Here is a 13,972-nt window from a genome sequence, read left to right on the forward strand (position 1 = left end):
TCGAACAGTTAGACAGGTTCAAATTGACTTGAAGAAAACTGGGGTTTGGGTTGGAATTGGACTTGTCCAGAAATTCCTGAAGTAATCGTAGCCGTCCATGCTTTGTCTAGCCGACGAACAGCGTCGTCCCACGTGGTCAACGCGACTCTTGCCCGACGGACCTTTGCGCGTAATCTTTCGGCAAGCTTTGGGTCTCGGATCAATCCCACAATTGCCGCTGCGAGTTCCTCAGGGGTTTCACGACAAATTACCGCATCGTGAATTACGTGGGGAAGACCCTGCAATCCCACCGGGGTGCTGACCACTGCACAGCCCGCGTGTAGGCTCTCCAAGATCTTTGACTTGACTCCGCCGCCAAATCGTGGCGGGCAGACAAAAACGTCGGCAGCGTGCAAGAGCGGGCCAAAACTGGGCAACGCCCCAATGAACCGCACGGTCTGGTCAGCTTCGTCCACCCCAAATTGGTCAGCTTCCGGCCCATTCCCTGCAACATCGAGCACAGCGTCGGGCAGTTCCGCTAGCACGCGGGGCCACACGTCCCGAACTAGGAAGCGGGTCGCATCTCTGCTCGGACCCCAGTCCGTGTTTCCTGTGTAGACAACTCGTGCGGCCCCTGCGGCCAACGTTGGTAATTCACTGGCGTCGTCTGCGGAGAAATGGTCGCAGCCGTTTGGAAGAAAGTCAACGGCAATATCTGGCATGACATTACGCATCACCGACGCGTCGTCCATACTGACCGTGCCGCATCGCTGGGCTCGCTGCCAGGCCGCATGCTCCATGTCACGAGCCACAGTCCAATCCGTTGCCGACGAGCCCAGCACTTCGGCACGAGAACGATCGAGATCATACTCGATGTTCTCCTCCAAGAGGAAGATTGGCACATCGCATTCGTCCGGCAAATGCTGCATCATGAAGTAGCCCTCGATGTGAATCAGGTCTACCGAAGTCTGATCCAGAACGTCGCGGACGTGTTGTTGCGCCTCACTGCGTGCATGGGCAGATACACGGTGTGGGATCTGCGATTCAAACGTGGAGTTTGGTTCAGCCTCAAAGATGGTAACCGAGCGGCAGCAGTCAAGAAGGTTGTCGCAGTATGCAATGTCTCTGCTGAAATGGGGAGTGACGATAACAAGATGAACTTCATAACCATTGTCCAAGCGAGACAGTAGTTGCCATTCTCGTGTTTGACCACCGCTACGCGGCGGGTAAGGAGACTGGTTTGTAAGGTAAAGAACACGACCCTTACTCGGCGTTTCCCTCAAACCCTCTGCGTGCCTTGTGTAAAAACCTTTGTGCATGGGGATCATCGCCTACTCGTCGAAGATTTGGTCGGCATTAGTAGGACCACTCCGGATAGTCCTTCCTACCCAATCTCGTGGGGTCCCGTTGACGACACCCAGCCCTGACCATATGTCGTAGCCAAGAAGCTTTCGCTGCGTCGGCGTGAGCTTTCGCCTTACCTCGGGATCTATAGATCGAAAGACGTTCTCTTGCTGCCTTATATACGGCGCACAGTAATGTGCTAGCACAGCGGTACGATACTGACTTGCAGTCCGATTTGCACCTGCCGCATGCCAAACGCGTCCATCGAGGACAACCATGCTCCCGGCCGGCCCAGTAATGGATTGCAGGGGCCCTGCGCCCGAGTACGGCGCTCGACCATCCCGGTGACTCCCCGGGACTACCACCGTTGCGCCATTCTCTTCAGTAAAGTCATCTAACGCCCAAACGATGTTCATCGAGAACACGTTCGGCCATGGGTCAGGAACGTATTGCTGATCAGCGTGTAATTGTTGCTGCTTGTTACCGGGGCGAGCGATATTCGCAACCAGACTGGACAACAAGGGGTCCGGACCCAGCTGCTGGCATGCGAAGTCGATCGCAATCGGATGCTCAACCAGATCCAGAAAAATTGAGCCCTGGTTAATTAGATTGAAGACTTTCTGGTTGCCATTAGACGTCCAAGCCGACCCATTGGACTGCTCCGCTTCAGCAACGTCGCGAATCCGACTCTTTAGCTCATGCACCCGGTCATCGTTCAGGACATCAGCTACAACGCAGTATCCGAATGTTCGTAAGTCTTCCGCAGCCGTACCTCGGTTTACCGTAGGTGACGGAACCTCCATTATGACACTCCTTCCGCTCTACCGTCGCCGTTCCTAAAGCTGGTATAGAAAACGGACTTTCTAACTCTTCTTTGGCGTTACACGAATCAGCCGACGATCCCACAGGTCCCACAATTCGTCTACGAGGAGGGCCGGAATGGTTGCATTTTGGTCACAGTCGTTTAATAACGCAGCGAGAGATTCGCTTACAAAAAATCTGCGATTCGGAGCGGCTGTCCGGAATATTTCGGACCGAACACCGGTGTTGTCAATCTCTTTGGCTATTCGCACAAATGGCATTAGCTCGACTTTGGCCGATGTCAGCGCTTTCCGATCTGCGTTCGGGCGACGAACAATGTATGGGCCGACTACCACGAGATCAAGGCCCGTCGTTACAAACGTCGAAATGACATCGTCGATCGTTTGCACGATAGGCTCAGCGTTGTTGTTAAACGAGGTGTTCAGTAAGATCGGAACCCCGGCAATAGATTCGAATGCGTGCAAGAGGGACCATAAATTTTGATTTTGCTCGCGTTTGACAACTTGGACGCGGGCTGTCCCGTCCACGTGCGTGATCGCTCCCAGCTGGTCACGAAATTCTGGTCGAACTGGTACGACAAAACTCATATGACTATGATCAGCCGAAACCCCCGACAATTCAAAGTAACGCTCCGCAGCCTCGGCTGTCACTACTGGGGCGAAAGGTCTGTAATCTTCCCGCTGCTTGATCATAAGATTCACACGGTCCCGATTGTCGGCCGGGCGCGGGTCCGCAAGGATACTTCGATTACCAAGTGCCCGCGGCCCAAACTCACCTCGTCCTTGCGCCCAGCCAATTATGGATCCACCGTTCAGGGCGGTGGCTACAACATTGTTGAGATCCTCAGGCCTCTCATAAGTGATGAAGTCAGACCACTCCTCCAAACGGTCTGCAATTTTCTCTTCAGACCCCAGGTCTGGACCTAGATATGATGTTCGGCTATAGCTGCGGTTGGCGGGATTGCCACCATTCGCCTGGTCGACCAGTATTGCCGCCCCGAGTGCGGCTCCTGCATCGTGAGCGGACGGAGGAATGTAGATCTGCCGTAGTTCAGACAACTTTAGCAATTTGCCGTTTAGAGTTGTGTTTTGAGCAACCCCACCCGCCATACAGAGGTTCTGAGACCCCGTTTCCCTCAGCCAATATCTGATAATATGCAGCGCTATTCGCTCTAGCACTTCCTGCGCTGCCGCAGCCAAATCTTGATGCTGCTTCGTCAACTTCTCGCTGGAGCGTCGGGGCGAAAAGCCGGCCTCAAAAAGGTTCGCTACCAGGTTTTCGTTTTGCAGCCGATAGCCGCCATCAGAGGATAGGCAATATGTACGCTCAAGCATCTCACGGTAAATCCGAGGATTACCGAAGGACGCAAGACCCATCACTTTGTATTCATCGAAATTTCGATAGCCGATCATCTTTGTGATCGTGGTGTAGAAGTGTCCGAGCGAATCCGACCTGTCATAGGTTCTGAGAAGCCTCAAGCCACTTTTATCCCCAAAGAATATGCTTGTTCCATCCCGTTCGGCATTCCCGTCAGAAATAACTATTAGAGATTCTGCCATACCCGAATCGTAAAATGCCGACGCGGCGTGTGTGTGATGGTGGCTTACGAATATCGTGGGTCGGTCACTAACGTCTTCGTCGAAGGCCTCGCCCAAGCGGTCGTGCAACAACGTCCTGGATGGCGTTAAAGGCATCAACGGATCGTCAATAGCAATCCTTGCCACATCTCGGTCGGTATACTCCTCCTCGAAGAAATACGCGATATGTGTGATATCTGAGACCTGCAGTTGGGACAGGTCGATGCACGCACGGGACGATAACAACGGGAACCGGTTAGTGTGTTTGTCGCGATTCAGGCGCTCTTCCTCAATTGCGGCCAAGGTCTCGCCGCCGTCCACAAGGCATGCGGCTGCGTCGTGATAGAACGCAAAAAATGTTGAAGGATCATAGTCGTCAGACTCGGTTCCGAAAAGTCCCGAGATGCCTAATACAGCCATATGCTCCTCATCAGCGCCGAAGTTTGATCCCACAGTCGGATGCCGGCATGGCATAGATCTTGCGGGCGAGCGATATCTGTCCATTCCCGATCGAGCGTCTAGGACCCGAGACCCAAGATGCCATACCGGTAGGTTGGTACGCCACAGCAATGTATGTGAGCTGCGACACACTGCGATTCTCCGTGCCTCTACTGATCCTCGCAAACATTTGACTATGCAGACATGCATAGTTCGTTCACTGGCGACGTGCGGACGCTGGGCCCACCTCTTGCGCGAGGCGGTTAATAAGTCCTGGTCAGGGCCGCTAGCGCTTGCCGCACCCGAGTCAGGCGTACTGCTGACCATGCCAATTGGCCGCATCGGGCGGAGCGATTAGCTACGGTGTCCAGACAGAATTTCGCCATCAGCTGTCCAACACGCCGTTGTCGGATGGCCACATAAGTTTTCCGTAACAATTCTGTCCAGTTGGTTTTTTGTAGGGTACAAAAGGCCCATGCAGTTGAGTTACACGACTACGGTTCCTCGTCAGCTTGTCCATAAACGAGCGGTCAGCGAGGTCTTCCTTACTGACTACCGAGTCGTGCAGGGCTCTGCCGACGCCAAGATCGCTGTGCAGGTCCCGGCTTCACACCGGGGCTTCAGGCCTACTCGGGAACGGCATGACCCGCTGATTGCTGTCGAGGCTTTTCGCCAGGCCGTCATATTGCTATGTCACACCAAGTTTCTCGTTCCCCAGTGTTTCAAATTTCTCATGGAGCAGCTGAGTTTCGAGATGCTCGACGCGCTCCGGGTAAGCCCAGCACCCACGCCACTCGTCCTCGATGTGACAACGGCGGGGTTGGATTCCCGCGACGGGACCGTATCCCGCGTTGAGGTAGCCGGAACGCTTCGAGAAGGTACGCGGATTCTTGCCCGGTTCAACGCGATCACCCGGTGTGTCACACCAACCTGTTACTCGCGAATGAGGGGTGGCCGAGATTCGACTCTCGCCGACCGCAGAACTAACCCACCGGGCAGTGTCGTGATCCCTGCAAACTGTGTCGGGCGTGCCGAAGAACAAGACGTAGTTATCGCCGCGAACGTCTCAGCGGACGAGCTGTTTTGCGCTCCAGATCCCAGGAACCACGCACTCTTCGACCACCCACTTGATCACATTCCTGGCATGGTTATGTTCGATGCCGCAATCCAAGCGTCCAGGTACCGCGAGAACAATCCGACTCTGCAACTGACGCGACTGGCGGCAAAGTTTCCGCTCTTCACCGAGTGGGACTCGCCTTGCAACCTCGCAGTTGTGGCGCAATCCTCCAGCCCTAAACGCGGACCATTTTTCGTTACGTTTGCTCAGTCAGGCCGCACAACAGCGCAGTTCGACATTTCGACAGAATCTGTGTGCTGATGTGCTCTTCGTTCCGGGCGGAGACGGCCCTCAACCTGTCAATTCAACGGGTCGTTCCAATTCCGAGGCGGCAGCCCTGCCAGGCGCATCATGTATGCAAGTTTTGGCCTGCTGACGATCGTCGGAAGCACCAGTTCCCACATCTGCCGCAGCCGAAGGTAGAGGTCACCGCGGCCAGTCAGCATCTCGGACAGGATTTGGACGCCAGTGAACGACCCCACCACGAATGTCGCAAGCCCATCAATATCGATGCCCTTGGCCAGATCACCGTCCGACACCGCTTGTGTCGCAAGCTGCCGGATCGCTTCGATCCAATCCCGGTACGGCTGCTCGATCGGTCCCTGGATACTGCCAATCTCCATTGTCAGGCGCATGCCGCCGCGCGCAATAGGTTCAGTGACGAGCTGTCGCGCCATCTCCTGACTCACCAAAACCAAAGACTCGACAGCGGAGTCGCTGTGGGCGGCAACGACCTTAGTACCTTCCATGGCCATGCCATGCTGCGCTGCGATAACTGCCAGAGCCAGGTCTTCCTTCGACTTGAAGTGAAAGTACATCGCCCCCTTCGTGACGCCGCAGTACTGCAAGATGGTGTTCAAACTCGCTGCGTACCCGAACTTCTCGAAACTCTTTGCCGCCCCCAAGATCACCGCATGGCGAGTAAGTTCAGCGCGCTCCTGCATCGACTACCTGGCTTTCCACTCGTGTCTCCGCTGCCGGAAACGTTTCGACCCTCCAAGAAGCTACCGAACAGTTCGGGTCGGGAGGAACTCGTATGACAACGCTGGTGCTGGGAGCTGGTGGATTCGTCGGGTCTGCGGTCGCACGACGGCTGGCGTTGCTCGATTATAACCGGGTAATTGGTCTCGTTCACTCCGAACCGATCGATGGCCGCGTCAACGGCGTTCGTTACGTAACCGGTGACGTCTTCGATCCTTTTAGTATGTACAGCGCTATGTCGCAGGCGGACATCGTTATCTGCTGTGTCTCTTACGTTGGCGGTGACGCAGAGCGCTGCACAGAGGTGAATGACCGAGGGATTGCGAATGTCGCCCGCGCGGCTACCGACCGAGGCGTCGAACGGTTGGTCTATGTCAGTACCGCGTCGGTGTATGGCACCGGACCCTTCAGGAACTTGCCCGTCGACGGTGCACCACTCAATCCACGTTCACCCGCCAGCCGCAGTCGTGCGGCTGGGGAGCAACACATCCGCGACGCCGGTGGCCTCGTGGTCCGTCCCCACTTGATCTACGGACCGGGAGACCGATGGTTCATCCCTGCTCTGGTCTCGATCGTGGGCAGTTTCGCTGCGGTGATCGATGACGGGTCTGCGCTACTGTCAACTATCCATGTCGACGGGCTCGCCCGCGGTATCGCACAACTGGCACACGAGCCCGACTTTCTGCGCGGCGAGACTGTGCACCTCAACGATTCTGAACCTGTGCCGGTAATCGACATCTTGGCGCGTGAGCACGACCGAACAGGATGGACAGTGCCCGCCACTTCAATAGACCGTGCGGCCGCATTGGGTCGAGCGGAAGCGCTCGGTATCGAGCGACGGTACATCGATATGATCAGCCTTGACCACTGGTTCAGGAACGGCCAGAGAGGCAATCCAACGTCGTCAGCGAGAAGCGGAGGGTCCTAAAAGGTAGCTGTCTTGCAGCAGGACGTCCGTGCGGCGCGAGTTCGCCGCGCGGACGGACGCTCGCCGCATCAGGTAAACGACGAGGATAAGCAGTGGCCGCAAAGCTGGGGTGGAGAGCAAGCAGAACCCGACCCGCACCGCGCAGGATTAGCGTGGTTATGAACTACGCCGACATCGTGGCATGTCGCACCCGGGTCGCGCTCAAGCTTGCGCGGTGTATGCACCTCGCGCTCTGTGTCGGGATTGCTCGAATTGGCCACTTTCCTCGCCAAGCGGATGACGCCACAACAGCTTTCGCACCACAGTCAACCCATTCATGTTGTCTACACCAACCCGCATGAGTGTGGTCCGCTTGCAAATGCGTTGACCTACACCCTCCCCGTCATCGGATGGAGGAATACGACGTTGCGGCGCATCGGACCTTCAGACCTGCTGTCGGAGGCCCCAGCTCGACCTCTGCTGACCATCGCTCTCATCGGACGTGCGACGGGGCCAACGTTCCTGACAACTAGCGCTTTCGAGAATATCGAGCAGACGGTCTTTGTTGGCGGCAAGTCCGCTTTTGCTGAATTAGCCCGAGTCGCATCCCAGGGAGCACTATCGGCCCTCAACGCTGATTCACCGTTCAATATTCTCCTTGACCAGCTTGATCATCTGATGACCGCCTACTTCTCTGACGAGGGTCTCCTCCCCGACAGCCGTCTCACCTCAGTAATGCTCGCTCGCGCACACGAGGCTCGCCAGATAGAGACGCTCACAGACCGCGAGTGCACCGTACTGGGCTCCCTTCTCGTCGGTGCATCACCCTCGGAGATTGCCATAGTGAACCGCCTCTCAGTCTCAACCGTCAGAAATCACGTTAATCGCGTGTTCCAGAAGCTGGAGGTGTCCTCCGTGCAGCGTGCCTGCGCGGTGGTCCTAAGTTCCAGCTGCGACCCACGTTTGGAAGTGTGGGTACGATATCTCGCTGATTTCAGCCACCATGAGCGGGTTCCCTTCTTCGAGCAGTACCAGTGACCGCGGCCGGCGCTCGTTTCGGGTACTCGTTCTCGCGAAATGAACAATATTGCCTACTGACGCGCCACCCTGCGGGTGAAATTATCAGAAGGTCAAATTCACGCGAACAACGCCGAACTCATTGCGAGACCAATCCACGGGTGAGCGCGTCGCGGCGGGGTTCATTCATCTTGGAGGGCAAACCAATGGGTGCTGTACTGAATCGACAGATCGCAGCAGATGGTGTGATCGCGTATCAAGACTCTGACCAAACCGACCTGTTCCACTACTTACCTGCCCGTATTGACGCCGTAAACAAGGAGACGCTGCTCAATTTCAGCGTTGAATACTTCGGTATCAACGAGAAGCCCTACTACCGCGCGATGAGCGGTGACGCGAATGTCCAGAGTGTCGTCGGGGGTGTGCTAGCGGGCCGAGCAACACCTGATATCACGCGGGACCAGCGAGACGCAATAAGCGACGCGATCTCGCAGCAGTACAGCGTCGACAAATTTCGCCTCGTCCCACTTGAGGTTCGAGAGGTGAAGGTACAGCCAGTATTTGCGAAGGCATTCGCTCAGATGGGTGAAGGGTCAAGCTCGGAGTTTCCTAGCACGGTCAAGTTCGGGTCGACGTTCAACTACGTGATCGCCTCTGGCAACAGTCTGTTTGCTGAAATGGCTGGCGCGTCGATCGCGGGCAGCGGAGACGATCCGTCGACACCGCAGGTGGGAGCCAACATCACAGGCGTGGCCGACTTCTATGGGGACCCGTGGGAAGCGAGCATCGAATGCGACCTATCGCAGGTTTGGGAGTACACGCGGGACACTGTCTCCTCGGGTCTCAATCTTGGCTGGTTCAAGTTCGGCACCGAGTACGACAAGATCGCGCAGAAGCTGATCCGCGAGAACGTCATCAAGATCCGTTACCGTGAGGGTTCTGGCGGTGACCAGTTCGGTCGGCAGTTGCTGGAAACCACCAAAACGGTGTTCGAGGCAATCAACAAGCAAGTAACGTCCGGAGAAGGATTGTTTCGGTTCGAGCCGAATCCCGACCCGCAAGTCCTGCCGGAGCAGAAGGATACTTGGGGCTCCTCACTGCTTCCATGGCAAGCGTCGGTCAATCTTGGGTTTGCTAAAAATTCATTTCAACAAAGCATTTCCTACAAACAAGACGTCTCTTTCACAGGCAAAATCGCCGTACCCGTCGCATCGTCGATGAATCTCGCCCTATCCTGCGGCCGCGACACGCAGCAATACTTCACCGACCTGCAACTACAAAAGACCGGCTGCATCGACACCAAGAAGTCAGCTGGGTTGCAGCGGCGTCTGGGCGCTGAGAAGGCCGCAAAAAACGCGAAACTTCTTGAGCTGTATGACAATCTCGTGGCGGGCAAGATCACAATCCAGCAATACGGGACCCTCAAAGACCTGCTGAATACCATGACTCTTACCGACGGTAAGAGCAAGCAGCTCAGTGATGTGAGCGATCGCATCTCGGCGGTCATTGCTGCGGTCGCAGGTAGTAAGTAGCAGAACTGATAGACGGGCGGTCGCATAGCGGCTGGCCTCGCGCTGAGGCGCATGCTATCCGGTGTGCAGCGCCTTGTATGCCAGCCCGTCGCCGGCGCGCCCAGATCAGCAGCAATAGCCGACACCACCACAGAAGCCATGCCGGGCGGCACGAATACCGACATCTGCCGCCCGGCCTCCCGAAACCACTGAAGGACCCTCTGATGGACCATGAATCGAATCAAACGGACGACCCGCAAGCAATTTCCGATTACTGGACGCCCGAGCGAATGGCGAATGCTCAACCGAAAGGACGGACGGTATCGCCAGCTGCCCTCGGTCGAGCGGCCGTAGACGACGACCGTGGCATCTCCCAGCCGCCCACCCCGCAAGCCACAACCAGTACTTCCCGGAGCGGGTTCAACCCCGACGAACATCAGGTCAGCGAGGCGACGCTCGCCGCGCGCCGTGTACCGGACCCCACGGCATACCCGTACCGCACGATCGGGAAGTTGTTTTTTGTGTCTGACGGGAAGGACTACGTCGGATCAGCAAGTGCGATCGCCAAAGACGGGCTAATAACGGCAGCACACAATCTCTATGACGGCGCATCGCGTTCTTGGTCCTCCAAGATTCATTTTGTCCCGGCCTACGCGGACAGTGTCGCGCCGTTTGGTGTGTGGAACTGGAATAAGGCGTGGGTGTACGACGAATGGGTTGTGCATGACACTGATGCCTACGACGTGGGTTTGATCCGCCTCGATCCAAGTAGTACCGGGAAAAATATTGGCGACCTGCTGGGCTACCTGGGAATGAAGGTGGAGCGCCCTGCTGAGGGTGAATGGATAGACATCGGCTACCCCTCGGCGATCGACGGTGGCAAATACATGATTGAAAGCGACGGTCGATATACACGCAGCCTCGACGGCGGAAAAGTGGTGGGTAAAAAGGGCAAGCTTGGTAAGGGCGCGAGCGGTGGGCCCTGGTTGCTCCGCGATGATCCGCGATACGTGAATGGCATCCATGCATTCAGTCAGGCTGCCACTCCCGACGAATCGTTCTCGCCGTACTTCCGGCAGTCCATTCTGGATTTTGTCTCACGTCACTTCCCTGTGGCCGACAAATAGCCAGCGACAACGCCAGTCGACCCTGGTAAGCATGAGATAGAAGATCATCTGTACCTGGAGCACCCGCGCGGGTGCTCCAGGTACAGATGTGACACCAGCAGTCGAGCAGTGAACCACGCCCCCGCGTCGATGAGGCACCTGTGCGGGTGGGTGCCAATCAGCCGGTAAACAAGCAGCCACTTCCACTTTTTGGCAAATCGGCGGTTGACTTGCTTGCGCGGGCCCTTTCAGGCTGTGGCGTTGCTTACCAACCGGTAACTTCTTGGTGGACGGCGAACGCTGCCCGCTTACTCTGTGCAGGTGAAGACATGCGGCAGCGAAGATGCGTCACTAATGACTCTGCGCAGCAGCTTGTTGAAAACATCCCGCTTCCCGCGCTCGTTCACGACACGAATTTTGAGATCCTGGCCGTCAACAGGGCGTGCGGTACGTCCGCGAACCTGTCCCGTACTTACAGCGAAACCCGCGATATCTTTGCCTTCGTGCACCCGACGAACATGCAGCCATCTGGGCGATATCGGGAGGACCTACTGTCCGAATTCGCTCGAACAGGAGAAGCGTCACAGACCCCGTCTGCTCTTCGCACACGAGCAGCAGGCAGCCGTGGCCGCACAGCAGCGCGCTCGCACCCTGAAACTCTGAGCGGAGTAATTACCCTCTCGATGGCGCAGAGATGCGCACGGTCCTCGAGAGCGCTCGTGCGTTGTCAACGCGGACCTGAATGCACTGGAGGGACCGGCGAGGCTCCGACTGCTTTTGCTCGATTTAGCCCGCGATTCGCCGTACAAGTCAGCGCTCGGTCAGGGTGGTCACGTGACGCTGACGCTGGTCGACGATTTCACTCCGGCTTGACTAGAGAAGATCGCAATCAACGCCGCAGTTGAACCGTGATCTGCGGACAGCTGCTGAGGGCAGGGTAGTGATGTGGTGACTCTTCCCGTGTTACAGGTACACGTCGGTTACCTAGTGTACCGTGGCTCTAAAGGAGTGCAATTTAGAAAGACGGTAATGGCGTGACTGTAAATTTCGGTGATTATAATTTCAACGGCATGTCGAGAATCAACGTTTTGCTTGGCAAAAACGGAAGCGGTAAAAGCACCGTCTTGAAACGCATAGATGCTGGCGTTCCTGCGGCGACCAGCGACTGGACGCAGTCAAAATATATTACCCCTGAACGTGGTGGCACCTTGTCTTATGAACCAACCGTCGACACCAACATGGCTCAGATTCCAACCTGGATTGACGACACTCGCCGCGCCAACAGATTCAATCAATTCAGAGAACAAACGGTTGCCCAATACCGGCAGCTAGAGCTTGGTGTGCTTCGGACGGTTGAACAGCAAACAAAGATGGGCCTGAAAGTGGACCTGTTTTTCTCGGATTATCTGGGCCAAATAAATGGATTGTTAGATAACATTGAAATAAAGTCCACGGGCACTGACGTAGCGTTCAAGATGTACGATAAGACGACAGGTAGTGAAATCCCAGCCAAGGATATAAGTAGCGGCGAATCTGAATTAATATCACTAGCAATTGAATGTTTAGTGTTTGCGCAAAAGGTGTCCAAAGATGGCCGTGGCTTACTTATTCTTGACGAACCGGACGTTCACCTGCATCCCGATCTTCAGAGTCGCTTGATGATTTTCCTAAAAGACCTCGTCGAGCGCTTCGACTTTGATGTTCTGCTCGCCACTCACAGCACACCGATACTTGGCGAGCTGGCCAAGTACACAGACGCTGCGGTCTGTCTAATGACGGCTCGCCAAAAGAGCTTTCTGTTCGAGCCAATTGACGATATGTATCGTCAGCTCCTTCCCGTATTTGGTGCACATCCGTTGACGCGGGTGTTCAGTGATTCGCCAACCCTTTTGGTTGAAGGTGAGGACGATGTCCGAATCTGGCAGCAGGCGGTTAGGACAGCCCAAGGAAATTTGCGTATGTATCCGGTGGAGTGCGGTGGGGTGTCCATGATGGACGGTTACGAGACTAGATTAGGTCAGGTGCTTAACTCGGTATATGATGGTGCCGTGGGTTTCTCCCTCCGTGATCGCGATGATTCTCCTGAGGCTATAGTGGATGTTTGGCCCGTGAAGCGGATGCGGCTATCGTGCCGAGCAGCAGAGAATTTACTACTTTGCGACGACGTTCTAGCGGCAGTCAATTTGTCGTGGACAGAGGTAGTGCAAAGCATTGGAGATTGGATTGATAGGTATCCCGATCATCTAAAGTCTTCCAAAGTTTTAGAGTTTCAAAACGGCGGTTTGGATCGAAAGGGGTTTGACCTAAAGGAAATTCGTATGATTCTTGTAGGTCAAATTCTTGGCTCAGATAAGCCATGGGAGGTTCTTGTCGGACAGCAAATTGGCAGACTAGCGAAGTCAGGATCACGCCATGAAGGAGAGCATTCGCTAGAAAGTTATTTGGGTCAAAAGACGATGCGAGAGCTACTCCAGATGTAGTCGTGTGCGGTTGATATGCCTTGAACTATTTCGCCCGCATTCTTTACCTAGCACCACCGGCTAAGAACGGTCTGGTTAGAGCATCAAGGCGTGTTTCCCTACTCCTCAACCATTTGTCGGCGCTTAAGGCAAAGTCGGATACGTCCGGACGGCGATGCTATGCGCGGTGAAATGTACGTTCCCCCGTCGACTATGACCAGAGGCTGCGGGGTCATCTACGTCCGCTCAGTCCTCGAACCACAGCCCGACCTCCACCAGATTGCGAAGGTTCTCGTCGCACTCGCAATGGAGGAGAGCAAGCCACCTGAACACGATGATCCACACGAAGCCGACGACCGAGCTGCCTGAACGTAACTACTCGTCTCGGGCTGCCCACCGATTGAACTTCGGCTGCCGGAGCGTCACGCCGGACTTCTTCAACGCCTTGCCGACACTGCTCGCAGCGAGCCCGTACTGCCGTCCCAGCTCCACGGTGGACCTCCCGCGTTCGTAGTGCCAGGTCAATTCCGCAAGGAGCTTGGCATCGATCCGAGCGCGCGAACGAGTCGTCACTCCCCTGCTCGCCAACAGCCGCGCAACGGTCTGCCGATGGATCCCGAACAGCTCGGCTACCTCCGGAGCTGTTTTGCCGGCTTCGTACTCCGAAACCAGCAGATCCACTTCCGATTCACTGAGCCGACGCTGGGGTTGATA

11 protein-coding genes are annotated in these 13,972 nt (G+C 55.9%); 6 read left to right on the forward strand and 5 right to left on the reverse strand.

Features of this window, described 5'->3' with window-relative positions:
* Window positions 1-8: 8 nt before the first annotated feature.
* From CH249_RS01405 to CH249_RS01415, 3 genes are all read right to left on the reverse strand, one after another.
* Window positions 9-1,157, reverse strand: a complete 1,149-nt coding sequence (locus tag CH249_RS01405; protein ID WP_179273103.1) for a glycosyltransferase family 4 protein — start codon at window positions 1,155-1,157, stop codon at window positions 9-11.
* 153 nt (window positions 1,158-1,310) lie between these two features.
* Window positions 1,311-2,126 carry a phytanoyl-CoA dioxygenase family protein gene (locus CH249_RS28675; protein ID WP_094682620.1) on the reverse strand — a complete coding sequence of 272 codons (816 nt, stop codon included), beginning with the start codon at window positions 2,124-2,126 and terminating at the stop codon, window positions 1,311-1,313.
* Between the two features lie 60 nt (window positions 2,127-2,186).
* Window positions 2,187-4,175 carry a carbamoyltransferase C-terminal domain-containing protein gene (locus CH249_RS01415; RefSeq protein WP_179273102.1) on the reverse strand — a complete coding sequence of 663 codons (1,989 nt, stop codon included), beginning with the start codon at window positions 4,173-4,175 and terminating at the stop codon, window positions 2,187-2,189.
* 460 nt (window positions 4,176-4,635) lie between these two features.
* On the opposite strand from CH249_RS01415, the gene CH249_RS28680 reads away from it, so the two are divergent.
* Window positions 4,636-5,538: a ScbA/BarX family gamma-butyrolactone biosynthesis protein gene (locus CH249_RS28680; protein WP_094682622.1), complete on the forward strand. Its 903-nt coding sequence runs from the start codon at window positions 4,636-4,638 to the stop codon at window positions 5,536-5,538.
* A gap of 38 nt (window positions 5,539-5,576) precedes the next feature.
* On the opposite strand, the gene CH249_RS01425 is transcribed toward CH249_RS28680, so the two are convergent.
* Window positions 5,577-6,221, reverse strand: a complete 645-nt coding sequence (locus CH249_RS01425; protein ID WP_094682623.1) for a ScbR family autoregulator-binding transcription factor — start codon at window positions 6,219-6,221, stop codon at window positions 5,577-5,579.
* A gap of 92 nt (window positions 6,222-6,313) precedes the next feature.
* On the opposite strand from CH249_RS01425, the gene CH249_RS01430 reads away from it, so the two are divergent.
* The 5 genes from CH249_RS01430 to CH249_RS01450 all read left to right on the forward strand — a co-directional run bounded on the left by CH249_RS01430 (window position 6,314) and on the right by CH249_RS01450 (window position 13,279).
* Window positions 6,314-7,186, forward strand: a complete 873-nt coding sequence (locus CH249_RS01430; RefSeq protein ID WP_094682624.1) for an NAD(P)-dependent oxidoreductase — start codon at window positions 6,314-6,316, stop codon at window positions 7,184-7,186.
* Between the two features lie 252 nt (window positions 7,187-7,438).
* Window positions 7,439-8,203: a LuxR C-terminal-related transcriptional regulator gene (locus tag CH249_RS01435; protein ID WP_143544341.1), complete on the forward strand. Its 765-nt coding sequence runs from the start codon at window positions 7,439-7,441 to the stop codon at window positions 8,201-8,203.
* A 185-nt stretch (window positions 8,204-8,388) separates the two neighbouring features.
* Window positions 8,389-9,714 carry a hypothetical protein gene (locus tag CH249_RS01440; protein ID WP_143544342.1) on the forward strand — a complete coding sequence of 442 codons (1,326 nt, stop codon included), beginning with the start codon at window positions 8,389-8,391 and terminating at the stop codon, window positions 9,712-9,714.
* 203 nt (window positions 9,715-9,917) lie between these two features.
* Window positions 9,918-10,820 (forward strand): serine protease, encoded by a 903-nt coding sequence (locus CH249_RS01445; RefSeq protein WP_094682627.1) that lies wholly within the window; start codon window positions 9,918-9,920, stop codon window positions 10,818-10,820.
* Window positions 10,821-11,833: 1,013 nt separating this feature from the next.
* A complete protein-coding gene (locus CH249_RS01450; RefSeq protein ID WP_143544343.1) occupies window positions 11,834-13,279 on the forward strand; it encodes an ATP-dependent endonuclease in 1,446 nt (481 codons plus the stop codon).
* Between the two features lie 354 nt (window positions 13,280-13,633).
* Here the strand turns inward: CH249_RS01450 and CH249_RS01455 are convergent, their stop codons facing one another.
* A complete protein-coding gene (locus CH249_RS01455; protein WP_143544344.1) occupies window positions 13,634-13,939 on the reverse strand; it encodes a hypothetical protein in 306 nt (101 codons plus the stop codon).
* Window positions 13,940-13,972 lie beyond the last annotated feature (33 nt).

This window comes from Rhodococcus sp. 05-2255-3B1 (genome assembly GCF_002258545.1).
Taxonomy (GTDB): Bacteria; Actinomycetota; Actinomycetes; order Mycobacteriales; family Mycobacteriaceae; genus Rhodococcoides.

What these genes read in the sequence shown, in the direction of transcription:
- CH249_RS28675 (WP_094682620.1), bottom strand. Translation starts at nt 2,126, where the DNA reads ATGGAGGTTCCGTCACCTACGGTAAACCGAGGTACGGCTGCGGAAGAC.
- CH249_RS28680 (WP_094682622.1), top strand. Translation starts at nt 4,636, where the DNA reads ATGCAGTTGAGTTACACGACTACGGTTCCTCGTCAGCTTGTCCATAAA.
- CH249_RS01425 (WP_094682623.1), bottom strand. Translation starts at nt 6,221, where the DNA reads ATGCAGGAGCGCGCTGAACTTACTCGCCATGCGGTGATCTTGGGGGCG.
- CH249_RS01430 (WP_094682624.1), top strand. Translation starts at nt 6,314, where the DNA reads ATGACAACGCTGGTGCTGGGAGCTGGTGGATTCGTCGGGTCTGCGGTC.
- CH249_RS01440 (WP_143544342.1), top strand. Translation starts at nt 8,389, where the DNA reads ATGGGTGCTGTACTGAATCGACAGATCGCAGCAGATGGTGTGATCGCG.
- CH249_RS01445 (WP_094682627.1), top strand. Translation starts at nt 9,918, where the DNA reads ATGGACCATGAATCGAATCAAACGGACGACCCGCAAGCAATTTCCGAT.